22 protein-coding genes are annotated in these 25,047 nt (G+C 72.7%); 17 read left to right on the top strand and 5 right to left on the bottom strand.

The features are described 5' to 3' along the window. Positions 1-2: 2 nt before the first annotated feature. From AB0P24_RS01450 to AB0P24_RS01440, 3 genes are read left to right on the top strand one after another with little or no spacing between them, the layout of a single operon-like run. Positions 3-1,382: an aldehyde dehydrogenase family protein gene (locus AB0P24_RS01450; RefSeq protein WP_365789836.1), complete on the top strand. Its 1,380-nt coding sequence runs from the start codon at positions 3-5 to the stop codon at positions 1,380-1,382. Next, positions 1,379-2,170: a 3-oxoacyl-ACP reductase gene (locus AB0P24_RS01445; protein WP_365789834.1), complete on the top strand. Its 792-nt coding sequence runs from the start codon at positions 1,379-1,381 to the stop codon at positions 2,168-2,170. Before AB0P24_RS01450 ends, AB0P24_RS01445 begins: the two co-directional genes overlap by 4 nt. Positions 2,171-2,218: 48 nt before the next feature. Further along, complete coding sequence (locus AB0P24_RS01440) at positions 2,219-3,073, top strand: DUF2510 domain-containing protein (RefSeq protein WP_365790163.1); 855 nt, start codon at positions 2,219-2,221, stop codon at positions 3,071-3,073. Here the strand turns inward: AB0P24_RS01440 and AB0P24_RS01435 are convergent. Next, complete coding sequence (locus AB0P24_RS01435) at positions 3,070-4,272, bottom strand: amino acid deaminase/aldolase (protein WP_365789832.1); 1,203 nt, start codon at positions 4,270-4,272, stop codon at positions 3,070-3,072. The two genes, AB0P24_RS01440 and AB0P24_RS01435, sit on opposite strands and share 4 nt — an antisense overlap. Positions 4,273-5,973: 1,701 nt before the next feature. Between AB0P24_RS01435 and AB0P24_RS01430 the strand changes: the two genes are divergently transcribed. Continuing rightward, positions 5,974-6,837 carry a hypothetical protein gene (locus tag AB0P24_RS01430; protein ID WP_365789830.1) on the top strand — a complete coding sequence of 288 codons (864 nt, stop codon included), beginning with the start codon at positions 5,974-5,976 and terminating at the stop codon, positions 6,835-6,837. Continuing rightward, a complete protein-coding gene (gene mycP / locus AB0P24_RS01425) occupies positions 6,834-7,997 on the top strand; it encodes a type VII secretion-associated serine protease mycosin (protein ID WP_365789828.1) in 1,164 nt (387 codons plus the stop codon). Before AB0P24_RS01430 ends, mycP begins: the two co-directional genes overlap by 4 nt. A 138-nt stretch (positions 7,998-8,135) precedes the next feature. On the opposite strand, the gene AB0P24_RS01420 is transcribed toward mycP, so the two are convergent. Continuing rightward, the gene (locus AB0P24_RS01420) at positions 8,136-9,134 is read right to left on the bottom strand and encodes a serine hydrolase (protein ID WP_365789826.1); all 999 of its coding nucleotides are present in this window, start codon (positions 9,132-9,134) and stop codon (positions 8,136-8,138) included. Positions 9,135-9,284: 150 nt separating this feature from the next. Here AB0P24_RS01420 and AB0P24_RS01415 point away from each other — a divergent pair, with 150 nt between their 5' ends. Further along, complete coding sequence (locus tag AB0P24_RS01415) at positions 9,285-10,019, top strand: SseB family protein (protein ID WP_365789824.1); 735 nt, start codon at positions 9,285-9,287, stop codon at positions 10,017-10,019. Between the two features lie 7 nt (positions 10,020-10,026). Here the strand turns inward: AB0P24_RS01415 and AB0P24_RS01410 are convergent, their stop codons facing one another. Further along, entirely contained in the window at positions 10,027-10,410 is a 384-nt protein-coding gene (locus tag AB0P24_RS01410) for a DUF1844 domain-containing protein (protein WP_365789822.1), read from the bottom strand. A gap of 400 nt (positions 10,411-10,810) precedes the next feature. Between AB0P24_RS01410 and infC the strand changes: the two genes are divergently transcribed. From infC to AB0P24_RS01360, 10 genes are all read left to right on the top strand, one after another. Next, a complete protein-coding gene (gene infC, locus AB0P24_RS01405; RefSeq protein WP_365790161.1) occupies positions 10,811-11,464 on the top strand; it encodes a translation initiation factor IF-3 in 654 nt (217 codons plus the stop codon). Positions 11,465-11,599: 135 nt separating this feature from the next. Next, positions 11,600-11,794, top strand: coding sequence for a 50S ribosomal protein L35 (rpmI, locus tag AB0P24_RS01400; RefSeq protein WP_046726698.1), 195 nt, complete (start codon positions 11,600-11,602; stop codon positions 11,792-11,794). 99 nt (positions 11,795-11,893) lie between these two features. Then, positions 11,894-12,277 carry a 50S ribosomal protein L20 gene (rplT, locus tag AB0P24_RS01395; RefSeq protein ID WP_055492778.1) on the top strand — a complete coding sequence of 128 codons (384 nt, stop codon included), beginning with the start codon at positions 11,894-11,896 and terminating at the stop codon, positions 12,275-12,277. 308 nt (positions 12,278-12,585) lie between these two features. After that, entirely contained in the window at positions 12,586-13,440 is an 855-nt protein-coding gene (locus AB0P24_RS01390; RefSeq protein ID WP_365789820.1) for an RNA methyltransferase, read from the top strand. 141 nt (positions 13,441-13,581) lie between these two features. Next, positions 13,582-14,730: an ATP-binding protein gene (locus tag AB0P24_RS01385; RefSeq protein ID WP_365789818.1), complete on the top strand. Its 1,149-nt coding sequence runs from the start codon at positions 13,582-13,584 to the stop codon at positions 14,728-14,730. Between the two features lie 152 nt (positions 14,731-14,882). Then, positions 14,883-16,004, top strand: coding sequence for a phenylalanine--tRNA ligase subunit alpha (gene pheS / locus AB0P24_RS01380; RefSeq protein WP_365789816.1), 1,122 nt, complete (start codon positions 14,883-14,885; stop codon positions 16,002-16,004). Continuing rightward, positions 16,004-18,553 (top strand): phenylalanine--tRNA ligase subunit beta, encoded by a 2,550-nt coding sequence (locus tag AB0P24_RS01375; protein ID WP_365789814.1) that lies wholly within the window; start codon positions 16,004-16,006, stop codon positions 18,551-18,553. Before pheS ends, AB0P24_RS01375 begins: the two co-directional genes overlap by 1 nt. 480 nt (positions 18,554-19,033) lie before the next feature. Next, entirely contained in the window at positions 19,034-20,329 is a 1,296-nt protein-coding gene (locus AB0P24_RS01370; protein WP_365789812.1) for a PP2C family protein-serine/threonine phosphatase, read from the top strand. A gap of 47 nt (positions 20,330-20,376) precedes the next feature. After that, entirely contained in the window at positions 20,377-21,717 is a 1,341-nt protein-coding gene (locus AB0P24_RS01365) for a transcriptional regulator (protein ID WP_365789810.1), read from the top strand. Positions 21,718-21,782: 65 nt separating this feature from the next. Beyond that, positions 21,783-22,319 (top strand): NUDIX hydrolase, encoded by a 537-nt coding sequence (locus AB0P24_RS01360; RefSeq protein WP_181805395.1) that lies wholly within the window; start codon positions 21,783-21,785, stop codon positions 22,317-22,319. On the opposite strand, the gene AB0P24_RS01355 is transcribed toward AB0P24_RS01360, so the two are convergent. Together AB0P24_RS01355 and AB0P24_RS01350 are read right to left on the bottom strand one after the other, a co-directional pair. Next, the gene (locus AB0P24_RS01355; RefSeq protein WP_365789807.1) at positions 22,316-22,573 is read right to left on the bottom strand and encodes a hypothetical protein; all 258 of its coding nucleotides are present in this window, start codon (positions 22,571-22,573) and stop codon (positions 22,316-22,318) included. The genes AB0P24_RS01360 and AB0P24_RS01355 overlap by 4 nt on opposite strands. Positions 22,574-22,778: 205 nt before the next feature. After that, positions 22,779-23,639 carry a 3-hydroxybutyryl-CoA dehydrogenase gene (locus AB0P24_RS01350; RefSeq protein WP_365789805.1) on the bottom strand — a complete coding sequence of 287 codons (861 nt, stop codon included), beginning with the start codon at positions 23,637-23,639 and terminating at the stop codon, positions 22,779-22,781. Positions 23,640-23,809: 170 nt separating this feature from the next. Here AB0P24_RS01350 and AB0P24_RS01345 point away from each other — a divergent pair, with 170 nt between their 5' ends. Then, on the top strand, positions 23,810-25,039 hold the full coding sequence (locus AB0P24_RS01345) for a family 10 glycosylhydrolase (protein ID WP_365789803.1): 1,230 nt from the start codon (positions 23,810-23,812) through the stop codon (positions 25,037-25,039). Positions 25,040-25,047 lie beyond the last annotated feature (8 nt).

Raw genomic sequence — 25,047 nt, 5'->3', positions numbered from 1 at the left:
ACTTGTCGCAACAGTACGAACTCGACGTCCTCAACCCGGCCACGGAGGAGGTGATCGCGACCGTCCCGGGGGCCGCGGAGCAGGACATCGACACCGCCGTACGACGGGCCGCGCGGGCCCAGGAGCGCTGGGCCGCGCTCGCGCCCGGCGACCGGGCCAGGCTGCTGCGCCGGTTCGCCGTCGCCGTCGACGAACACCGCGAGGAACTCGCCCGGTCGGAGGTCCGGGAAGCCGGGCACACCGTCGGCAACGCCCGCTGGGAGGCCGGCAACGTCCGCGACCTGCTCGACTACGCGGCCGGGGGAGTGGAGCGGCTGACCGGACGTCAGATCCCGGTACCCGGCGGCCTCGACGTCACCCTTCTCGAACCCCTCGGGGTCGTCGGCGTCATCGCCCCCTGGAACTTCCCCATGCCCATCGCGGCCTGGGGCACCGCCCCCGCCCTCGCCGCAGGAAACGCAGTGATCCTCAAGCCCGCCGAGACGACCCCGCTCACCGCCCTGCGGCTGGCCGAACTCGCCCTGGAGGCGGGGCTTCCGGAAGGCTTGTTCCAAGTCCTGCCCGGCCGGGGCGACATCGCAGGCGAGGCCCTGGTCCGCCACCCCGGCGTCGCCAAGATCGTGTTCACCGGCTCCACCCGGACCGGCAAGCGCATCATGGCGCTCTGCGCCGACCAGGTGAAGCGCGTCACCCTCGAACTCGGCGGCAAGAGCCCCAACCTGGTCTTCGCCGACGCGGACATCGAGGCCGCCGCGGCCGCCGCCCCCATGTCCTTCCTGGACAACTCCGGCCAGGACTGCTGCGCCCGTACCCGCATCCTCGTCCAACGGCCGGTCTACGACCACTTCCTGGAACTCCTCGCCCCCGCGATCGAGTCCGTCACCGTCGGCGACCCGGCCGACGAGCGGACGGACATGGGCCCGCTGATCTCCCGGGCCCAGCTGGATCGGGTCCGTTCCTACGTCGACGCGGAGGCGCCCGGCATCCGGGGCAAGGCCCCCGAGGGCCCCGGCTTCTGGTTCCCGCCGACCGTCCTCACCGGCGTCGACCCGCACGCGCGGGTGGCCGTCGAGGAGGTCTTCGGACCGGTCGCCGCCGTCATCCCGTTCGAGGACGAGGCCGACGCGATCCGGCTGGCCAACGGCACCGACTACGGCCTCTCCGGCTCCATCTGGACCCGGGACGTGGGCCGCGCCCTGCGCGTCTCCCAGGCCGTCAAGGCCGGCAACCTGTCCGTCAACTCGCACTCCAGCGTCCGCTACTGGACCCCCTTCGGCGGCTACAAGCAGTCGGGGATCGGCCGTGAACTCGGCCCGGACGCGCTCACCGCCTTCACCGAAACCAAGAACGTCTTCATCAGCACGGAAGGCCCCGCACAGTGACCGCTCAGACCCCTGACATCGTCTGCCGCCGGCTCGTCGGCCGTACCGCCGTCATCACCGGAGCCGGCAGCGGCATCGGCCTCGCCACCGCGCGGCGGCTTGCCTCCGAGGGCGCCCACGTCGTCTGCGGCGACGTCGACGAGACCCGGGGCAAGGCCGCCGCCGAGGAGGTCGGCGGCCTCTTCGTGAAGGTCGACGTCACCGACGCCGAACAGGTCGAGGCGCTGTTCAAGACCGCCTACGACACCTACGGCAGCGTCGACATCGCCTTCAACAACGCCGGGATCTCGCCGCCCGACGACGACTCCATCCTGGAGACGGGACTGGAGGCCTGGAAACGCGTCCAGGAGGTCAACCTGACCTCCGTCTACCTGTGCTGCAAGGCCGCCATCCCCTACATGCGGCGGCAGGGCAAGGGCTCCATCATCAACACGGCGTCCTTCGTGGCCCGGATGGGCGCGGCCACCTCGCAGATCTCGTACACCGCCTCCAAGGGCGGCGTCCTTGCCATGTCCCGTGAACTGGGCGTGCAGTTCGCCCGGGAGGGCATCCGGGTCAACGCGCTCTGCCCCGGACCGGTCAACACCCCTCTCCTCCAGGAGCTGTTCGCCAAGGACCCCGAGCGGGCCGCCCGCCGCCTGGTGCACATCCCGCTGGGCCGGTTCGCCGAGGCCGAGGAGATCGCCGCCGCCGTCGCCTTCCTGGCCAGCGACGACTCCTCCTTCGTCAACGCCAGCGACTTCCTGGTGGACGGCGGGATCTCCGGGGCGTACGTCACGCCCCTCTAGGAGTCCGTGTACGGACCCCGACGCCCGTCCTACAGTGCGGGAGTGAGCATGACGCCGCCGCCCGGCTGGTACGCCGACCCGCACGCCCCGCACCTGGAGCGCTGGTACGCCGACCCGCACGCCCCGCACCTGGAGCGCTGGTGGGACGGCCGGGCCTGGACCGAGCACCGGCGCACCCCGTCCGGCCTCCCCGCGCCGCCGCCCCCGGCGGCCGGGGCGTCCGGCCGGGCCAGGGCGGTCGCGCTGACATCCGCCGCGGCCGTACTGGCCACGGCGATCGTCTGCGGCGCGACCGTGCTCCGCACCGACGAGGCGAGCGGCCGGGCCGACACCACGGTCCGCGCCGCCCCCGGCCCGGCGGCGCCCCCGGCCCTCGTCGTCGACCAGCTCAACGGCATCAGCCTGCCGGTGCCGGCCGGCTGGACCGGCTCCTCGTACCTCGCCCAGGACGACGTCGTGATGACCACCGCCGGCACCTACGCCTGCCCGGCCCACACCGGCCGGTGCCGCCACGGCCAGGTCATCAGCCGTACGGCGGGCGGCGCCGACGGAGCCTCCCCGCGCACCGCCGCCGAACGCGACGTACCCGACGCGGCCGAGGCGGCCTACGGCCACGATCCCGGCGGCCGGCGTCCCTTCGGGGGCATCCGCTCCCACCGGGTCGTCAAGGCCGGGCGGGTCGCGGTGGCCGGCCGCGACGGCTACCTGGTGCGCTGGCGGGTACGGACCGCCGACGGACCGGGCGGCTACGTCCAGTCCGTGGCCTTCCCGTCCGCCACCGGCGTCCCGGCCCCGGTCGTCGTCCGGCTCGTCTTCGACGCGGGCCCGGACGGACCGCCGCTGTCCGACATGGACGCCATCACCAGCGGCATCCGCCCGGTCGGTGACAAGCCCGTCGGTTAGAGGAAGGTGTGACCCTCACCCCGGTACGTCGGCACGGTCGCCGTCACCCGGTCGCCCTCGACCAGGTGCAACTCGGCGAACCGCTCGCACAGCTCGCCGGCCTTGGCGTGCCGGAACCACACCTTGTCGCCGATCAGCAGATCGTCCGCCGCCGAGCCGAGCAGCGGCGTCTGCACCTCACCGGGGCCCTCCTGCGCGTCGTACGACAGCCCCTCCGGCAGGTACGGCACCGGCAGCCGGTCCGGACCCGCGACACCCGAGGCCGGGTAACCGCCGCCGAGGACCGTGACGACCCCGACACCGGGCCGCCGCACCACCGGCATGGCGAACAGCGCGGCCGGACGGCCGGTGAACGACGTGTAGTTGTCGAAGAGGCGCGGCACGTACAGGCCCGACCCGGCCGCTATCTCGGTGACCGCGTCCTCCGCCGCCGTGCTCTGCACACTGCCCGTGCCGCCGCCGTTGACGAACTCCAGGTCCGACGCCACCGCCCGGACCGCCCGCACCACCGCGGCGCGCCGCTCGGCCAGCTCACGACGGGCGGTGGCCTGCATCAGACGCACCGCGCGGGAGCGCAGCGGCCGCCCGGCGACATCGTCCCCGACCCCGGCGATGTGCCCCTCGTACCCCATGATCCCGACGAGCCGGAACCCCGGGCGCCGGGCCACCGTCCGGGCGAGGTCGGCCAGCTGGGCGGGGGAGTACAGCGGCGACCGCCGGGCCCCGACCCGCACCCGCCCCCCGAACAGCTTCAGCGACGTGTCCAACTCCAGGCAGACCCGGACCACTTCACCGCCGCCGTCACGGGCGGCGTCGATCAGGTCGAGGTGCGCCGGGTCGTCGATCATCACGGTCACGGCGGCGGCCAGCTTCGGATCGGCGGCCAGTTCCGCGAACCGGGCCCGGTCCGCCGACGGATACGCCAGCAGGATGTCGTCGAACCCCGAGCGCGCGAGCCACAGCGACTCCGCGAGCGTGAACGACATGATCCCCGCGAAGCCCTCCTTCGCGAGGACCCGTTCCAGCAGGTGGCGGCAGCGCACGGACTTGCTCGCGACCCGGATCGGCTTGCCGCCGGCCCGGCGTACGAGGTCGTCCGCGTTGGCGTCGAAGGCCTCCAGATCAACGATCGCGACAGGGGCGTCCAGGTGGGCGGTGGCCCGGTCGTATCGGGCCCGGTCGGCGGCGCGCGCAGTCATGAACGAAGCCTGCCAGACAGGATTACCGCAGGGTAGGGGGACGATCCGGGCAGATGCCCCGGGGGCGCGGACTGGTTCCCGTTCGCCCTCGCACAACCCGTAGAGTGACGCGCACGTACGGCGGAACGGACCCGGCCGTCCGACCCGCACCGGGATGCGGATCCGCCTGTGCGGGTATTTGTGCCCGGGGGTGGACGTCTCCGCGCCGGGGAGCACGACGGCCCGTACGAGGAGTTGGCCCGGGCAGGAGGAAACGGGGGGCGCATGAGCACTGAAGCGCAGCACGCCCCGATACCGCGACGCCCCTCGCCCGGCCCCGTCCCGGCAGAGCCCACCGGGGAGTCCGCGCGGGCGGCCGACGGGTCCCGGCCGGAAGACGAGCGGACCGGCCGAGGCGATGCCCCCGGCACGGCCGACGCGTCCCGCCGGGCGGACCGTCCGGGGTTCTTCGACCGGCCCAGCCGGGTGAACCGACCGCAGCGGCCGGACGTATCCACGGGCGGGACCGGGATCACCGGGCAGGACCAGCTGCCGGGAGCGCCTGGCGGGCAGCAGAGTCGTGATGACCGGACGAGTCGGGGCGGTGTGGTGGGCCAGGGCGAACAAGGTGCGGGGGACCGGGGCGCAGGCCGCTCGGCGTCCGCCGAACGCATCACCCGGCCCCGCTACCCCAACCTCCGGCCGCCTGAGGGCCGGCCCGTCGCGTCCGCGCCGCCCCCGCCGGCCTCGGCCCGCTTCCCGGACACACCCCCGGCGTCTTCCGGCCGGGAGTCCGGCCGAGCGGTACCGCCGGTGCCGTCGGCGTTCTCCGGTGGGCAGACCGGCCGGGAGGGGCCGTCGCCGTCCTCGGGCCGGGAGTCCGGCCGAGCGGTACCGCCGGTGCCGTCGGTGTTCTCCGGTGGGCAGGCCGGCCGGGAGGGGCCGTCGCCGTCCTCGGGCCGGGAGTCCGGCCGAGCGGTGCCGCCGGAGGCTGGGCGGGAGACCGGGCGGGGCGCGCCGTTCCGGCTGTCCTACGGTCCGGGCCCCTCGCCCCGGCGCACGGGTTCCGGCTCGGAACCGGGCGGCTCGCCGCGCCCTGAGCGTCCGGCCGGGGAACCGGACCCGTCGTCGGACGAACGGCGTGCCGCCGCCGGGCCGCGGAAAACGCGCCCGGGCAACCCCGCCGAGCCGTCGAGCGACACGGCCAAGGGCCCGTCCGGCACAGCCGTACCCAGACGGCTCGAACGACAGCGCGGCGACTTCCCGGCCGCCACCATCGGCGCGCCGGAGTCGGGGAGTGCGTGGAGCCCGCACATGCGGACGTTCCCCGTACCCACGGCCCCGCCCCGCCCCACGGCACCCCCGAAGGCCGCCCCGCCGCCCCGCCCGCCCCAGCCCCCGGCCGTCGCCACCCCACCGCGCCCCACGGGCACCCCGACGGTCGGCACCCCGCCGCCTCCGGCCGGCCCTCCGACGGGCGCCTCGGCAGCCGGTACGCCCCCGCGTGCCACGGATCCCGCACCGCGTCCCGCGGGGGCTGCCGCGACCGGCGTTCCCGCGCGGCCGACGAGCCCCCCGGCGCCCCCCGCACCACCGCGTCCGGCAAAGCCCCCGGCCGCCGGTGCCCCGGCGCGGCCGGGCACGGCCCCGCAGACCGACGTTCCGCAGCGGCCGGCCGTCCCGCCGCCGCCCCACCCCCTCGGCCTCACCCCCGACCCCTCCATGTCCTGGAACGACGCCACGGCAACTCCCGGCCGGGAGCGGCCCGTTGTGACGTTCGGTGAGCCCGAGGGGTACGACGAGCGTGGGCGGGGGCTGTCCCTGGCCGGTCGCGTGGCGCCCCGTACCGCCGCTGCCGCCGCCTGCATGGTCCTCGGCCTCGGCCTCATCGGCGGCGCGGTGACCGGCGGCTGGATCGTCGACGACGGCGGCGGCACCGGCGCCGCGACCAGCTTCAGCTCCGCCGCCGGCCTGTGGCACGACGTGCCCGTCGACGAGCTGTTCCCGCCCACCGTGCAGGGCATCGGCGCCGGCCCCGGCGGAGCCGACCGCACCTGGACCCGCATCGCCGTCGCCCCGGCCACGGGCTGTGCCGACGCCTTCGACCCGCTGCTGCGCAAGGCGCTCGCCCCCGTCGGCTGCCGGCGCCTGATCCGCGCCACCTACACCGACGCCACCCAGAGCTACGTGACGACCGTCGGCCTGCTGTTCACCAAGGCCGACTCGGCCGGGATGACCGCGCTCGCCAGGCGGTTCGCGGCCGAGCGCCTGGACCGCCGTACCGACCTGCTGCCCCGCCCGTACGCCGCGAAGGGCACCGCCGCCGAGCGGTTCGGACCGCACCAGCGCGCCTCGTGGACCATCTCCGTGCTCACCGACGCCCCGGTCGTCGCCTACGCCGTCTCCGGCTGGGCAGACGGCCGTACCGTCGACGCCCCGCAGCCCGCCGCCGACGCCGAGGCGTCCGGCGCCACCACGGCCGCGGCCCAGGCCGGCCTCGGCAACGAGGCACAGGGCCTGGCGGACCGCATCGAACGGCGACTGCGCCACGACATCGCCGGCTCGGCAACGGAGAAGCCCTCATGAAGCGCCGCGCCACCGGGGCCGCGGTGAGCCTGCTGCTCGCCGGCTCGCTCGCCCTGCTGCCCTCCACGACCGCGTACGCGGACAGCATCCGCGCCCAGCAGTGGGGCCTGGCCGCCCTGCACCTCGACGAGGCCTGGCGGACCACCAAGGGCAAGGGCGTCACCGTCGCCGTCCTGGACACCGGCGTCGAGGCCGACCACCCGGACCTCGTGGGCAACGTCCTGACCGCCAAGGACATGATCGGCTTCGGCGCCGGGCCCGGCGACCGCGACTGGGCCCGGCACGGCACCGCCATGGCCGGCATCATCGCCGGTCACGGCCACGGGGCCGGCGACGGCGACGGAGTGATGGGCGTCGCGCCCGAGGCCAGGATCCTCCCGGTCCGGGTCATCCTCGAAGACGGCGACAGCGCCCGCACCAGGGCCCGCACCACCCGCGGCAACGCCCTGGCCGAGGGCATCCGCTGGGCCGCCGACCACGGCGCCGACGTCATCAACCTCTCCCTCGGCGACGACTCCGACTCCGCGCACCCCGAGCCCAGCGAGGACGAGGCCATCCAGTACGCCCTGAAGAAGGACGTCGTGGTCGTCGCCTCGGCCGGCAACGGCGGCAAGAAGGGCGACCACATCTCCTATCCGGCCGCGTACCCGGGCGTCATCGCCGCCACCGCGGTGGACAGGTTCGGCGTCCGCGCCTCCTTCTCCACCCGCCGCTGGTACGCCACGGTCAGCGCGCCCGGCGACGACATCGTCATCGCCGACCCGGACCACAAGTACTACGAAGGCTGGGGCACCAGCGCCGCCTCCGCCTTCGTCTCCGGCGCCGTGGCCCTGATCAAGGCCGCCCGTCCCGGCCTCACCCCAGCCCAGATCAAGAAGCTCGTGGAGGACACCGCCGGCAACGCCCCGAGCGGCGGCCGCGACGACTCGCGGGGCTTCGGCATGATCGACCCGGCGGCGGCGATCAAGTCCGCGGCGAGCCTGAGGACCCAGAACCTGACATCGGCGTCGTACGGCAGGAAGTACTTCGGCTCCGGCCCCGACCCGGAGGAAAAGGCGACAAACGCGACGGACTGGGCGGCCCCCCTGGCAGGAGGCACCGGCGGGGTCCTGCTGGTGGCGGCGGTGGTCCTGTGGCGCGCGCGCCGCAGGACGGTCTGACCCGCCCGTCTCCGAAACGCCCTGAACCGGAGCGCCCCGCAAGGGGCGTGGGGCGGTGTCCGACGTGCGGCTGCCGCCGCGCGGGCGCGACCTGCCTCCAGGCGGCCGCAGCCGCCTCCGAACCTGCCGTCGCCTCCCCTACCGTGAAGCCGGGACGGAGGCCGACGAATCAGCTCCGGTGAAGGAACTCACCGCCGCCTTCGCCGCCGCCTCCACCAGGGCGATCCCCCTGGCCTGGCTCACGGTCCCCTTCGACAGCACGGCGACCAGGTAGTCCGTCCCGCCCACCGTCACCCGCCCGATGCTGTTGACGTCCCACAGCCCCGTGGTGCTCCGCGCCAGCCACCCGTTCTTCAGCGCGTACCGCGAACCGTCGGCGGCGGCCGAGACCCCCCACCGCTGGTCCGACTCGACCGTCTTCATCAGCCCCTGGACGTACGCCCGCGAGGCCGCACTCAGCTTCGAGTCGTCCCCGAACACCTGCTGAAGCAGGGCGAGCTGATCGGCGGCGGTGGTCTGCGTCAGCCCCCACAGCTCCCCGTCGCCCCCCTCGGTCGACGTCAGCCCGAACCGCTTGTTCGCCGCGTCCAGCCCCGCCGCCCCGCCGATGGCGTCCCACAACTGGGACGCCGACGCGTTGTCGCTGTTCTCGATCATCTTCGTGGCGTACGCCTTCTCCGTCGCCGTCAGATGCCGGCCGGCGTCCTGCGCCTTCAGCAGCAGTGTCGCCAGGATGTCGACCTTGACGATGCTCGCGGTGTCGAAGGCCGAGTCCCCGTAGGCCGCGCCGTCGCCGGAGTCCAGGTCGAGGACGGCCGCCGAGACCTTCGCCCCGGACGGCACCGTCACCTTCGCCAGCACCGAACCCAGCAGCGCGTCCCGGTCCACGGCCGGCTCCGTCACGGGTTCCACCGACGCCTCCCCACTCGCCGCGGCCGAGGCCGAGGAGGACGGCGCCGGCGACGCCGCCGAGGATACGGCGCCGCCGCGCGCGTGTGCCTTCACGTACACGGTCCCCGCCGCGGTGGCGCCGACGACGGCGACGGTGGCGAGGCAGACGTGAAGAAGGCCCCGGCGCCGGGGCGTGGTACGGCGGCGGGCCCGACGGGAACCTGAGGTGGCTCTGGAGGACTCCATGCCCGCGATGCTCGGGGCGGGGACTGTGCGAGCCGTTTGCTGGAAGTTAGAACCAGGTCAGGGAAATCTGAGATTCCCGTGAAAGCCGTGTCGATCCGGTTTCGGGGGCCGCACAACCGCAGCAGCATCCCACCGATAGGGTCGGGGACCGTGGCGAAGAAGAACATTCCCGACTCCGGCTACTCCGACGACGACGGCTCCGCCGACCCCCGGCTGGCCGCCGCGCTGGCCGCCTGGTCCGAGGACCGCGGCGCCGTCGGACCGGTCCTCGAGGCGCTGAAGGGCGCCCGGCTCCTGGTCCCCGTGGTCGCCGTGCTCGGCGAGGTCGAGGAGGACGAGAACGGGCTGCGCCGTGAGAAGACCAGCGACATGGCCGTCCCCACCCTGAAGGCGGGCCCCCGCACCGCTCTGCCGGCCTTCACCTCCACCGAGTCGCTGGCCCGCTGGGACCCGGCGGCCCGGCCCGTCGCCGTACCCCTGCACCAGGCGCTCCAGGCCGCCGCGCACGAGAAGGCCGACACGGTGGTGCTCGACATGTCGGGGCCGGTGCCGTTCGAGCTGACCGGCTCCGCGCTGCTCGCCCTCGCCGAGGGGCGTACGACCACCGACCCGCTCGCCGACCCGGCCGTGGCCGGTGCGGTCCGGGCCGCGGTGGCCGCCGAGCCCGCCGTGCTCCGTGCCCACCTCGGACCCGGATCGGCCGACGGGACGCTGGCGCTGGTCCTCGACCCGGCCGCGGCGTCCCCCGCGGAGACCGCCCGGGCCGTCGCCGAGCGGCTCGCGGCCGACGAGACACTGCGGGCCCGCCTGGTGCGCGGCCTCGACCTGGCACTGCTGCCGGCCGGGACCACGCCTCCGGGCGAGCCCTTGTACGTCAGGGACTGACAGGCGGTCAGCCGTAGACCGGGCCGGTGTACTTCTCGCCGGGGCCCTGGCCGGGCTCGTCGGGGACGAGCGAGGCCTCGCGGAAGGCCAGCTGGAGCGATTTCAGGCCGTCCCGCAGCGGGGCCGCGTGGAAGGAGCTGATCTCGGTCGCGGATGCGTCGAGCAGCCCGGCGAGGGCGGTGACCAGCTTGCGGGCCTCGTCCAGGTCCTTGTACTTCTCGCCGTCCCCTTCGTGGGGGGCCAGACCGAGCTTCACGGCCGCGGCGCTCATCAGGTTGACGGCGACCGTCACGATCACCTCGACGGCGGGGACCTCGGCGATGTCGCGGGTCATCTCGTCGAAGTCGGGCTGTCCGGTGTCACCGGGGCCGGGAAGGGGCGTCTCACTCATGCCCCACACGATAGGCGCAGGAGGCAGGGGGCTCTCACCTAGCCCCAGGCCGTCTCAATTAGCCCTGCCCCGGCTTTGCTGCTAGCCTGGTGTGACGACCGGCCGGACAGGTATGCCACGCGGCTAGCTGAACCGGCCCACAAGTGGAGGCTTCGAACTCCCACCCGACCGCCCCCCGGGCGGCGGGTCACCGGTCAGACGGCCGCTTCGCCGCTCACGGCGACAGCGTTCCGTCCGATTGTGCGCCCCGCGATCCCCGCGGCGGTGTTCCGGTAGTTCGAGGAGCCCCGCCTGTGATCGTCCGGGGCATTTTTTGTGCTTCGGCGCGGTTAGGTCTTACGAAAACAGACGTTACGCGGCTGCCCGCCAGGCCGTCGCGTGGTGCTACCGAGGAGGATCCATCAGCGCCGAGCCCCGCATCAACGACCGGATTCGCGTTCCCGAGGTGCGACTTGTCGGTCCCAGTGGCGAGCAGGTGGGCATCGTCCCGCTCGCTAAGGCCCTGGAGCTTGCGCAGGAGTACGACCTGGACCTGGTCGAGGTCGCGGCGAACGCCCGTCCGCCCGTGTGCAAGCTCATGGACTACGGGAAGTTCAAGTACGAGTCGGCCATGAAGGCCCGTGAGGCGCGCAAGAACCAGGCGCACACGGTCATCAAGGAGATGAAGCTCCGGCCGAAGATCGACCCGCACGACTATGACACCAAGAAGGGTCACGTCGTCCGGTTCCTCAAGCAGGGCGACAAGGTCAAGATCACGATCATGTTCCGTGGTCGCGAGCAGTCCCGGCCCGAGCTGGGCTACCGACTGCTGCAGCGTCTCGCGGAGGACGTCCAGGACCTCGGTTTCGTGGAGTCGAACCCGAAGCAGGACGGCCGGAACATGATCATGGTTCTCGGTCCGCACAAGAAGAAGACCGAGGCCATGGCCGAGGCCCGGCAGGCGCAGGAAGCCCGCAAGGCAGACGCCAAGGCCAACCCCGGCCGCTCGCAGAACCCTGCCGAGGCCGAGGAAGCCGAGGCCGAGGTGCCCGCCGAGGAGCACGCCGAGGCGTGACCCCCCGGGGCCAACGCCCCAGGTCAGCACCCGGGGCGCGAGCCCCAGGTGGTATTCGATACAAGAGCGACGTTCCACCGTGCCCGGTTTCACGACCGGGCACCGGAGCGCCACCGACGAGGAGATAACGGCGCTATGCCGAAGAACAAGACGCACAGCGGTGCCAGCAAGCGCTTCAAGGTCACCGGCTCCGGCAAGGTCCTGCGTGAGCGCGCCGGCAAGCGCCACCTGCTCGAGCACAAGTCGTCCCGTGTGACGCGTCGCCTCACCGGCAACGCCGAGATGGCCCCGGGTGACACCGCGAAGATCAAGAAGCTTCTCGGCAAGTGACACGCGGGCGTCCTCCGCGCCCTGAGTCAGACCAACCGGGACCCAGTCGTTTCCGGGCCGCGTGAGTCCAACCGCGGCCCCGCTACAAGGAGTTAACAAGTGGCACGCGTCAAGCGGGCAGTCAACGCCCACAAGAAGCGCCGGGCGATCCTCGAGCAGGCCTCCGGCTACCGCGGTCAGCGTTCGCGCCTCTACCGCAAGGCCAAGGAGCAGGTCACCCACTCGCTGGTCTACAACTACAACGACCGCAAGAAGCGCAAGGGCGACTTCCGTCAGCTGTGGATCCAGCGCATCAACGCCGCTGCCCGCGCCAACGGCATCACCTACAACCGCTTCATCCAGGGTCTGAAGGCCGCGAACGTCGAGGTCGACCGCAAGATCCTGGCGGAGCTGGCCGTCAACGACGCGGGCGCCTTCGCCGCGCTTGTCGAGGTGGCCCAGAAGGCGCTGCCGGCGGATGTCAACGCCCCCAAGGCGGCGTGACGCTGCGCCGGCTCCGGCCGACGTGACCGACTGAAGGACCCGCAGGCTGAATGGCTTGCGGGTCCTGTTGTTGCCGGAGCCGCGGTCTGCCCTTCGGGCTGCGGGGGCCTGCCCTTCGGCCTGCGGGCCGGTGGGGGCCGATCGCGCCCACGCGGCGGAGCCGCGAACCGACTCGGCCCCGCGCCCCTTCGGGGGCGCTCCTCAGCCGTCTGCAGTCGCGTCAGCCCGGGCTCGGCACCGCCGAAGACGTACGTCGTGGTTGCTCGCCGTCGCGGCGGGAAATCTTTCGCTGAAGGTGAAGAACGAAGATGCCCACCCCCGAGCTGATCTCCCCCCGCTCCGCCCGTGTCGCCGCTGCTCGGCGGCTGGGGCGGCGGAACTTCCGGGGCAAGGACCGGCTGTTTCTCGCCGAGGGGCCGCAGGCCGTGCGGGAGGCGGCCGGGCATCGGGTCGGTGACGTGCCGACGCTCGTCGAACTGTTCGCGACCCTCGACGCCGCGGAGCGGTACGCCGACATCGTGGGGGAGGCCAGGGCGGCCGGCGCCCGTATCCACCTCGCGTCCGAGGATGTCATCGCCGACATCTCCACGACCGTGACCCCCCAGGGGCTCGTCGGGGTGTGCCGGTTCCTCGACGTCCCGTTCGAGGACGTCCTCGCCGCCCGCCCCCGGCTGGTCGCCGTCCTCGCCAACGTCCGCGACCCCGGCAACGCCGGCACCGTGCTGCGGTGCGCCGACGCCGCCGGCGCGGAAGCGGTCGTCCTCACCGACGCGTCCGTGGACCTGTACAACCCGAAGGCGGTCCGGGCGTCCGTCGGATCGCACTTCCACCTTCCCGTCGCCGTCGGCGTGCCCGTCGAGCAGGCCGTGGCCGGGCTCAAGGGCGCTGGCGTGCGGATTCTCGCCGCGGACGGGGCGGGGACCGACGACCTCGACGACGAGCTCGACAAGGGCACCATGGGCGGACCCACGGCGTGGGTGTTCGGCAACGAGGCCTGGGGGCTCCCGGAGGAGACCCGCGCGCTCGCGGACGCCGTCGTGCGCGTCCCGATCCACGGGAAGGCCGAAAGCCTGAACCTCGCCACCGCCGCCGCCGTATGTCTCTACGCATCGGCCCGTGCACAGCGCGCCTCCGGAGGGTGCCGTTCCGCCACCGAGAGCTAAGGCCCTGCCGCGCGACGCCTGGCACGCACCGGACGCCGCGCGGCCCGCCCTTCGGGCGGACGGCGGGAATCCGGCGGCAGGGGCTAGTAGGGTGGCCTGCTCGGGGGCCTGCTGCGCCGTCTGAGAGATGGAGTACGGGGTATGAGTGTCGGCACCAGCAACGCGCCGGGCGGCCGCCGCGGCACCGGCCGCGTACCCGCACCCCGGCACGGCGACCTCAGCGGGCTCGGCATCGACCCCGACGAGCTGCCCGACGGCCTGGTGGTCGCCGACGAGGACGGTCTCGTCGTCTGCTTCAACGCCGCCGCCGCCCGCATCACCGCCACCGCCGCCGCCGACGCCCTCGGACAGCGCCTGGACAAGGCGCTGCCGTTAGAGGACCTGGAAGGCCGGCGCTGGTGGCAGCTCACCGACCCCTACGGCGGCCTCGCCATCCGGGTCGGCCAGCCCGAGCGGAACCTGCTGCTGCCCGGTGGCCGGGAGGTGCTGGTGTCGGCCAGGTACGTGCGGGCCGAGCCGGCCGGGCCCGTGCGCCGGGTCGTCGTGTCGCTGCGGGACACCGAGGCCCGGCGGCGTACCGAACGCAGTCACGCCGAGCTGATCGCCACCGTCGCGCACGAGCTGCGGTCGCCGCTGACCTCCGTCAAGGGGTTCACGGCCACCCTGCTCGCCAAGTGGGAACGGTTCACCGACGACCAGAAGCGGCTGATGCTGGAGACGGTCGACGCCGACGCCGACCGGGTCACCCGGCTCATCGCCGAGCTGCTCGACATCTCGAGGATCGACAGCGGACGCCTCGAGGTGCGCCGGCAGCCCGTCGACATAGGCGCGGCCGTCGGACGGCACATCCAGGCGTACGTCGCCGCCGGGCAGCCCGCCGACCGCTTCCTGCTCCGCGTCGAGCAGCCGCTGCCCGCGCTGTGGGCCGACCCCGACAAGGTCGACCAGGTACTCAGCAACCTCATCGAAAATGCCGTGCGGCACGGCGAGGGAACCGTCACCATTGACATCACGGCCACGGCGTCCCCGCGCGAAGGGGAGGGCCATGAGCACGCAGCCACGTCGGTCACGGTGAGCGACGAAGGGCCCGGCATCCCGGAGGAGTCCATGAACCGCGTCTTCACCCGCTTCTGGCGGGGCAGCAAGCGCGGCGGCACCGGTCTCGGGCTGTACATCGTCAAGGGCATCGTCGAGGCCCACGGCGGCACCATCACCGTCGGACGCGCCCCCGGGGGCGGCGCCGAGTTCCGATTTACGTTGCCCGTGGCCGCGCCGGCGTATCTCGCCTGACGGCCCACGGGCTCTTCGTACACCTCCACCCCGTTAGACTCGGCCTTTGGCACCTTTGTGTCCTTCTCACGGCCGACCAACGGTCTTGGGGACCAACCGCCTGGGGGCACCTCCCAGCGTCAGCTGGGGGACAATTGGAAGCACGGGAAGAGATGTCGGCACCCAATAAGTCGTACGACCCTGTCGAGGTCGAGGCGTTGAAACCGGAAGAGATCGAGCGCATGCGGGACGAGGCGCTCGCCGCCTTCGCCGCCGCGGACTCCCTCGACGCGCTCCAGGAGGCCAAGGTCGCCCACACCGGCGGCGCCTCCCCGCTGGCCCTCGCCAACCGCGAGATCGGCGCCCTGCCCCCGCACGCCAAGGCCGCCGCCGGCAAGCTGGTCGGCCAGGCCCGCGGCGCCGTGAACAAGGCGCTCGCCGGCCGCCAGGAAGAGCTGGAGGCCGAGCGCGACGCCAGGGTGCTGGTCGAGGAGGCGGTGGACGTCACACTGCCCTACGAGCGTGTCCCGGCCGGCGCCCGCCACCCGCTGACCACCCTGTCCGACCGCATCGAGGACATCTTCGTGGCCATGGGCTACGAGGTCGCCGAGGGCCCGCAGGTCGAGGCCGAGTGGTTCAACTTCGACGCCCTCAACATCGGCCCGGACCACCCGGCGCGCGGCGAGGCGGACACCTTCTTCGTGCAGGGCCCCGAGGGCGGCACCGAGTCCGGTGTCGTGCTGCGCACCCACACCTCGCCGGTCCAGATCCGCTCGCTGCTCGACCGTGAGCTGCCCGTCTACGTGATCTGCCCCGGCCGCGTGTACCGCACCGACGAGCTGGACGCCACGCACACCCCGGTCTTCCACCAGGTCGAGCTGCTCGCCGTCGACGAGGGCCTGACCATGTCCGACCTCAAGGGCACCCTGGACCACATGGTCCAGTCCCTGTTCGGCGAGGGCATGAAGACCCGGCTGCGGCCGAACTTCTTCCCCTTCACCGAGCCCAGCGCCGAGATGGACATGCTGTGCTACGTCTGCAAGGGCGAGTCCGTCGGCAACCCCGACCGCCCCTGCCGCACCTGCTCCTCCGAGGGCTGGATCGAGCTGGGCGGCTGCGGCATGGTCAACCCGCGGGTGCTCACCGCCTGCGGCGTCGACCCGGAGAAGTACAGCGGCTTCGCCTTCGGGTTCGGCATCGAGCGGATGCTGATGTTCCGCCACAACGTCGAGGACATGCGAGACATGGTCGAGGGTGACGTCCGGTTCACCCGGCCGTTCGGGATGGAGATCTGATGCGGGTCCCGCTTTCTTGGCTGCGGGAGTACGTCGACCTGCCGGCCACCGAGACCGGCCGCGATGTACAGGCCAAGCTCATTTCGGCCGGTCTCGAGGTCGAGACGGTCGAGCAGCTCGGCGACGGCCTCAAGGGCCCCCTGGTCGTCGGACAGGTGCTGACCATCGAGGAGCTGGAGGGCTTCAAGAAGCCGATCCGCTTCTGCACCGTGGACGTCGGCCAGGCCAACGGCACCGGCGAGCCCCAGGAGATCGTCTGCGGCGCCCGCAACTTCGCCGTCGGCGACAAGGTCGTGGTCGTGCTCCCGGGCGCGGTGCTGCCCGGCGGGTTCGCCATCGCCGCGCGCAAGACGTACGGCAAGACCTCCCACGGCATGATCTGCTCCAGCGACGAGCTGGGCATGGGCGACGACGGCAGCCACGGCATCATCGTGCTGCCGCCGGAGACCGAGGTCGGCAAGGACGCCATCGAGCTCCTGGAGCTGGTCGACGAGGTCCTGGACATCGCCGTCACCGCCAACCGCGGCGACTGCCTGTCCATCCGCGGCGTGGCCCGCGAGACCGCCATCGCCTACGGTCTGCCGCTGCGCGACCCGGCCCTCCTCGACGTGCCGGGACCGAACGCCTTCGGCTACCCGGTCCAGGTCCTGGACCCGCTCGGCTGCGACCGCTTCACCGCGCGCACCGTCACCGGTCTGAGCCCCGAGGCCCGCTCCCCGATCTGGCTCCAGCGCCGCCTGCAGAAGGTCGGCATGCGCCCGATCTCCCTTGCGGTCGACGTCACCAACTACGTGATGATGGAACTCGGCCAGCCGCTGCACGCCTACGACCGCAACCTGGTCCAGGGCACCATCGGCGTCCGCCGCGCCGCCGAGGGCGAGAAGATCGTCACCCTCGACGGTGTGGAGCGGAAGCTGCACGCCGAGGACCTGGTCATCACCGACGACCGCGGCCCGATCGGCCTCGCGGGCGTCATGGGCGGCGCCAACACCGAGATCGCCGACCTCCCCCAGTCTCGAACAGACTCGACCGGGGGGACCTCCATGGACCTGGAGAACGCCACGACCGACGTGGTGATCGAGGCGGCCCACTTCGACGCCGTCGCCATCGCGCGCACCGCCCGTCGCCACAAGCTGTCCTCCGAGGCCTCCCGCCGCTTCGAGCGCGGCGTCGACCCGCAGGCCGCGGCCGCCGCCGCGCAGCGCACCGTCGACCTGCTGGTGCTGCTCGCCGGCGGCACCGCCGAGGCCGGTGTCACCGAGGTCGTCGCACCGTCCGCGCCGCACACCATCACGGTCGCCGCGGACCACCCCGACAAGGTCGCGGGTGTCGAGTACGGCCGGGAGACCGTCGTCCGCCGCCTCCAGGAGGTCGGCTGCGACGTCTACGGGCAGGACGAACTGCTCGTCACCGTCCCGTCCTGGCGGCCCGACCTCCTCGAGCAGAACGACCTGGCCGAAGAGGTCATCCGGCTGGAGGGCTACGAGAACCTGCCCTCCACACTGCCCAAGCCGCCGTCCGGCCGTGGCCTGACCCACCGCCAGCGCCTGCACCGCCGGGTGGGCCGCGCGCTGGCCGGGGCGGGCTATGTCGAGGCGCCGAACTACCCGTTCGTCGGCGAGCAGGTCTTCGACCAGCTCGGCCTGGCCGCCGACGACCCGGCCCGCCGCGTCGTCAGGCTCACCAACCCGCTCAACGACGAGGAGCCCGCGCTCCGCACCTCGCTGCTGCCGGGCCTGCTCGGTGCGCTGCGGCGCAACGACGGCCGCGGTACGCACGACCTGGCGCTGTTCGAGACCGGCCTGGTCTTCCTGCCGCGCGAGGAGCAGGGCAGCGCCGGGCACCTGCCGGTCGACCGCCGCCCGACCGACGAGGAGCTCGCCGCGCTGAACGCCGTGCTGCCCGAGCAGCCGCGGCATGTCGCCGTCGTCCTCGCCGGCGCCCGCGAGCAGGTCGGCTGGTGGGGCAAGGGCCGTCCGGCCGACTGGGCCGACGCGGTCCAGGCCGCGCGGACCGTCGCCGCCGAGGCGGGCGCCGAGCTGATCGTGCGGTCCGGCCAGTACGGGCCGTGGCACCCGGGCCGGTGCGCCGAGCTGGCCGTCCTCGCCGACGGCGCCGAGCGGGTCGTGGGCCACGCCGGTGAGCTGCACCCGCGGGTGGTCAAGGCGCTGGGGCTGCCGGCGCGCACCTGCGCGATGGAGCTGAACCTGGACGCGCTGGAGCAGGTCGGCGACGGCGCCCCGCAGGCGCCGAGCATCTCCACGTTCCCGGTGGCCACGCAGGATGTCGCCCTTGTGGTGGACAAGCCGGTGCCGGCGGCGGAGGTCGAGGCGGCGCTGCGCGCGGGCGCGGGTGAACTCCTGGAGGCGATCCGGCTGTTCGACGTGTACGAGAACGCCGCTCAGCTCGGCGAGGGGAAGAAGTCGCTGGCGTACGCGTTGCGGTTCCGGGCGGGTGACCGGACGTTGACCGTCGAGGAGGCGTCGGCTGCTCGCGATGCGGCTGTCGCCCTCGCCGGGGAGCGTACGGGAGCGGTGCTGCGGGGCTAGGGCCTGTTGCGAAAGTGCCGTCTGCCGCGCGACGCCCGGCACGCTCCCCCTGAGGGGGTGTCCCCGCTCGCCGCACCGCCCGAAAGCCCGAGTACGCCCGGTACGAGGGCTTCCGGGCGGCACTCCCCCAGCCTTCGGCCGGGGGACCCCCAGAGCACGCGCCGGACGTCGCGCGGCCGCCCTTCGGGCGGCGACGCCACTTTCGCAACCGGCCCTGGGCGCCGCGGGGAACTGTCCTCGGTCGGCTGCGGGTTCGGCGTGGCTGATCGCGCAGTTCCCCGTGCTCCTGACGGGGCGCGTCCGCGACAGTGGTTACATGTACTGCCACCTGCATAAATGCGGGTGTCTTGGTGGTGGTCACTCATCCGGGTGAGATCCATCCCGGATCTGGCCCCACCAGGGCATGCCGTCGACAGAATCGGACCGGCCTTTCGGGGTCGGTCCGTCTGTTCTGTCAGGGCCTACATGGGGGCCATCGGCATGATCCGCATCAAGGCTGGGGTTCCCCGCGGCAGGCGGCCCCGGACCATCTCACGGCCCAGGCGCCGTGCCCTCGCCCTGGGGTTGCCCACGGTGTGGGGCGCTGTCGCGGTCGGCTACAAATTCGGATGCCCGCTGGCCGAACACCACGGGCTCGGCGCGCGGGTCGTCACCAGCGCCGTGTTCTTCGCGGTCGGCACCGGGCTGATACTGCACGTCCACCGGGCTCTGCTCCGGGAATTGCGGCAGGCCCGCATGGTCGCCGGCGCCGCGCAGAGCGTGCTGCTGCGGCCGCTGCCGCCCCGGCTCGCCGGCCTGGACGTCGCCGCGGCCCAGCTCTCCGCCGACCGGGGCGCGAGCATCGGCGGCGATCTCTACGAGGCCGTCGCCACCGAACACGGCGTACGGGTCGTGATGGGCGACGTACGAGGGCACGGACTGTCGGCGATCGGTACGGCCGCCGCCGTCCTCGGCAGCTTCCGCGAGGCCGCCCACGACGAACCCGAACTGGGCCGGGTGCTCGGCCGGTTGGACCACGCCCTCGCCAGACACCTACGCGAGCGCGCCGGGACGGAGCATCCGTCCGGCGGCCAGGACCCGGACAGCCCGGTGGCCGAGGAGTTCGTCACCGTACTGCTCCTGGAGATCGCGGCGGACGGAGCACTGCGGGCCCTCAACTGCGGCCATCCATGGCCGTATCTGATCAGCGGGTCCGGGATCGAGCCGCTGTCGCGGGCAGATCCGCTGCCGCCGCTCGGACCCTTCCCGCTGCCGGCGGACCTGGCCGGCACTGACTGCGGCCGCCTCCACGCCGACGAGTCCCTGGTCCTGTACACGGACGGCGCGGAGGACGCGAGAGACGCGAGGGGACGCTTCTTCCCCCTGCCGGAGGCCCTGGCAGAAGCGGTACGAGACCGCCCGGTCTCCCCCCAGGCCATCCTCCGTACGGTCTTCACCGCCCTCCTCCACCACACCGCGGGCCACCCCACCGATGACGTCGCCCTCCTGGTGCTGAGCAACGAACGTGCGCACCGGCACGCCTGTTCGGGGGCGCGGGGCGATGACATCAGCGGCTCCGCCGCGCGGGCGCGACCAGCCCCCACCCACCCGCAGCCGACAACGCACCGCCGGCTCCCGAACGGCGGCCAAGCGGGCGGCCAGGCCACCGCACTGTACGAGGGGGGAGCCGGCGGCCCGGCCGGCCTCTTGCGAGGCAGTTCAGTCAACCGGTCCGGCACTCTCCGCGACAGCGCGCGCACGCTACGGATTCGCGTACTCCGTTCACACCCCGTGTGAACGCGACCGCACTACGCTGGCCGCACCAGGCCACCCGGGGGGCATTCATGCAGCCCAACTCTCTGCTCGACGCGATCCTGGACGAGGCGGGAATCTCGCACGCCGGTCTCGCCGCCCACGTCAACCAGGCGGGCCGGGCCCGTGGACTCTCGCTACGCTACGAACACACCGCCGTCGCCCGGTGGTTGAAGGGCCAGCGGCCGCGCGGCCAGGTGCCGGACCTGATCTGCGAGGTGCTCGCCGTCCGGCTGCACCGCCAGGTCACCCTCGACGACATCGGCCTCGGCGTACCCGGCGAGCCCAGCGTCCCGCACGCCGCCTCGCTCTCCGGCTTCGTCGAACGGGCCACCGCCCTGTGGCGCTCCGACGAACAGCAGCGCCCGCACGTACTGGGCGCCCCCGCGGTCACCGGCACACCCGCCGTGATGCCGGTGTGGGAGTGGGAGAACCCTCCGGAGGACGTCGACGTCTCGCGCGGCGGGCGCCACCGGGTCACGCAGGCCGACCTGGAGATGCTGCGCGCGGCCCGGGCGCACTACGAGCAGATGTACCGCAAGGCCGGCGGCATGGTCACCCGCACCCGTATCGTCGGATTCCTCAACGCCGAGGCGGCGCCGCTGCTGCGCGGCAGCTACACGGATGCCACGGGCCGTCAACTGCACCGCGCGACCGGCGGGTTGGTGGCGATCGCCGGTATCTGCGCCTACGACTCCGACGCCCACGGCCTCGCCCAGCGCTACTTCCACCAGGCGCTGCGCCTGGCGAAGGCGAGCGGGGACCGTGGACTCGGCGCCTACGTCATCGCGCTCCTTGTCAACCAGGCGCTGTTCATGCGGGAGTTCCGGCAGGCCGTCGCCTTCGCCGAGGCCGCGCTGCGCACCGCGGGCAAGCACATCACCCCCGCCCTCGCCTCCGACCTCTACGCGATGCAGGCCAAGGCGTACGCCCACCTCGGTGACGGCACGAGCGCGCTGTCCTGCATCCGGCGGGCCGAGACGGCCGCCGAACGCATCCGGCGGGGCCACGAACCCGACGAGACGGGCTATGTCCAGCCCGGCCTGGTCAATGTGCAGGTGGCCGAGGCGCTGCTCAGCCTGGGCGAGCTCGCCGCCGCCCGGGAGCATGCCGCGGCCGCCGTCGACAACCCCGCCCACGACCGGGGGCGGGTGCACCGGCTCGCCATGCTGAGCACCATCGAACTGCGCCAGGGGAACGCGGAGAACGCGGTGGCCACGGCGGTGCAGATGGCCGAGCAGGTCCGCGGAATGGAGTCCCAGCGCCTGCGCGACAGACTCCGCGTGGTACGCGAGCATCTGGTGCGCAGCGGCGGTGCCGGAACCGCCGAGGCCGCCGAGTTGATCGACGGCGCACTGCGCGTGCCGCTCTAGGCGCGGTAGGCCTACAGAGCCGCTGCTGCGATATTGCCACTTACTCGGCGGAAGGTGGCAGAACCGTGCAGTGGACGAAACAGAACGAACAAACTGTGTATGAAAACCGCTGGTTCAGCGTCAACCTCGCAGATGTCGAGCTGCCGGACGGCCGGCACCTCGACCACTTCCTGATACGGCTGCGGCCGGTGGCCGTGGCGACGGTGGTCAACGAGGCGGGCGAGGTCCTCCTCCTGTGGCGCCACCGCTTCATCACCGACAGCTGGGGCTGGGAACTCGCGGCGGGAGTCGTCGAGGACGGCGAGGACATCGCCGTCGCGGCCGCCAGGGAACTGGAGGAGGAGACCGGCTGGCGGCCGGGGACCCTGCGCCATCTCATGACCGTGGAGCCGTCCAACGGCCTCACCGACGCCCGGCACCACATCTACTGGTCCGACGAGGGCGAGTACGTCGGACACCCCGTGGACGACTTCGAGTCGGACCGCCGGGAGTGGGTCCCTCTCAAGCTCGTCCCGGACATGATCGCCCGTGGGGAGGTCCCGGCCGCCAACATGGCGGCCGCGTTACTCCTGCTGCATCACATGAGGCTCACCGACGACTAGTGGGCCAGCGCCTGCCAGACCGTGACGACGAGGGCGCCCAGTGCGGTGAGCGCGGCGAGGGAGGACAGCGGCCAGCGGGCGTGTTCCAGCGAGGCCAGGCGGGCGTTGAGCTCGTCCAGCTCCTTGGCGGTCTCCTTGGTGCGATGGCTGAGCAGGTTCAGTCCTCCCTCGACCTGGGCGTAGGCCACATCGAGGCGACGGCGTAACTCTGCGAGTTCTCCTTGGACCACGGGATGCTCGGGTTCGGTGGTCACGGGTCCACTCCTTTGCGTGATCGAGGGTGTCGTTCCGCATCCCTTTGCATGCGCATGAAGAGTGAACTCGCCTGGTGAGCGCGTGGGGAGAGTGTGCGAGAGGCATATGCGTGCCCGGGGTGCACACGGTGTGTGAAACACGTGGGCCCGGCACCGAAGCAGGTGCCGGGCCCACGGAGCATCGCTCCCTGTAACCAGGGAGTGCTCAGTCGTACGTGTAGAAGCCCGAGCCGGTCTTCCGGCCCAGCCGCCCCGCCTCGACCATGCGCTGGAGCAGCGGGGGAGCGGCGTACAGCGGCTCCTTGTACTCGGCGTACATGCTGTTCGCGATGGAGACGACGGTGTCCAGGCCGATCAGGTCGGACAGCCTCAGCGGGCCCATCGGGTGGGCGCAGCCCATCTCCATGCCGTTGTCGATGTCCTCGCGGCTCGCGATGCCCGACTCGAACATCCGGATGGACGAGAGCAGGTACGGCACCAGCAGCGCGTTGACCACGAAGCCGGAGCGGTCCTGGGCGCGGATCGCGTGTTTGCCGAGCACCTTCTCGGCGAACGTCTGGGCGCGGCTGAGGGTGCCCTCGGAGGTGGTGAGCGCCGGGATCAGCTCGACCAGCTTCTGCACCGGGGCCGGGTTGAAGAAGTGGATGCCGATGACGTGGTCGGGACGGGAGGTGGCGACCGCCAGCTTCACCAGCGGGATCGAGGAGGTGTTGGAGGCCAGGATCGCGTCCGGGCGGGTCACCACCTGGTCGAGCACCTGGAAGATCTCCGTCTTCACCTGCTCGTTCTCGACGACGGCCTCGATCACCAGGTCACGTTCGGCGAACTCGCCGAGGTCCGTGGTGAAGCTCAGCCGGGCCAGGGTGGCGTCCCGTTCCTCCTCGGAGATCTTGCCGCGCTCGGCGGCCTTGGCCAGGGAGTTGTACAGCCGGGTACGGCCGATCTCCAGTGCCTCGCCGGTGGTCTCGGCGACCCGCACGTCCAGACCGGCGCGGGCGGCGACCTCGGCGATGCCCGCTCCCATCTGGCCGCAGCCCACGACTCCGACCTTCTCGATGTCGGTCACATCGTCCCCTTCGCTGATCTACGAGCGGCCGGCAGACCTCCGGATCCGGCGCCTGCTCCGTTCGAGCACGTTACCCGTAAGTATCGATGATCGATCGTCCGGGTGCGGGCATCCTGTGCCGCGGAGGCGATCCGTGACCACGCGGATCCGCACAGTGAAGGGGTCTCACGATGGCACGAGTGTCTCGCAGGGCGTTCGCGTTGGCGGCACTGTCCCTGGCGGCGTCGGCGGCACCGGGCACGGCCGCGCCGTCGCGACAGCCCCGCGGGGCGGCCACCGAGATGCGCGGCATGTGGCTGGCGACCGTCTCCAACCGTGACTGGCCCTCCCGCACCGGGCTGGCGGCCTCCGACCAGCGCGAGGAGCTGACCGCGTTCCTCGACAAGGCGGTCGAGCACCGGCTGAACACCGTGATGTTCCAGGTGCGGCCCACCGCCGACGCGTTCTGGCCCTCGCCGTACGAGCCGTGGTCGCAGTACCTCACGGGCACCCAGGGCAAGGACCCGGGCTGGGATCCGCTGGGCACCGCCGTCGCGGAGGCGCACGCCCGGGGCCTCAGCCTGCACGCCTGGTTCAACCCCTACCGCATCGCCAACCACACCGACCCGGGCAGGCTGGTCGCCTCGCACCCGGCCCGCAGCCACCCGGACTGGGTGGTGCCCTACGGCGGCAGGCTCTACTACAACCCGGGCATCCCGGCCGTCCGCACCTTCGTGGAGCGGGCGGTCCTCGACGCGGTCGCCAAGTACCCCGTGGACGCGGTCCACTTCGACGACTACTTCTACCCGTACCCGGTGGCCGGCCAGACCTTCGACGACGACGACGCGTACGACGCCCACGGCGGCGACTTCTCGTCGCGGGCGGCCTGGCGGCGGGACAACGTCGACAAGCTGGTGACCGAGATCGCCGACGGGGTGAAGAAGCTGCGGCCCGGCACCCAGTTCGGGATCAGCCCGTTCGCGGTGTGGCGCAACGCCGCCACCGACTCCCGGGGTTCGGACACCAGGGCGGGCGTCGAGACGTACGACGATCTCTACGCGGACACCCGGAAATGGGTGCGGGAGAACTGGATCGACTACATCGTGCCGCAGGTGTACTGGCAGATCGGCAACGCCGCCGCCGACTACGCCAAGGTCGTCGACTGGTGGGCGGGCGTGGCCAAGGGGTCCGGAACCCGGCTGTACATCGGCGAGGCGCTCTACCAGGCGGGCGCCGCGGGCGCCCCCGCGGCCTGGCAGGACCCGGCCGAGCTGTCCCGGCATCTCACCCTGGCCGACCGCTATCCGCAGGTCGGCGGGCATGTCTACTTCGCGGCCAAGGACGTGGCCACCGATCCGATCGGGGCGCTGTCCCGGGTGGTCGCCGACCACTACCGACAGCCGGCGACCCCGCCGAGCTGACCTGCGGG

Source organism: Streptomyces sp. NPDC086519, assembly GCF_040686075.1.
Lineage (GTDB): Bacteria > Actinomycetota > Actinomycetes > Streptomycetales > Streptomycetaceae > Streptomyces > Streptomyces shenzhenensis.
Note: the sequence above shows the minus strand (reverse complement) of the source record. Positions and strands in the feature narration are given on the sequence as shown.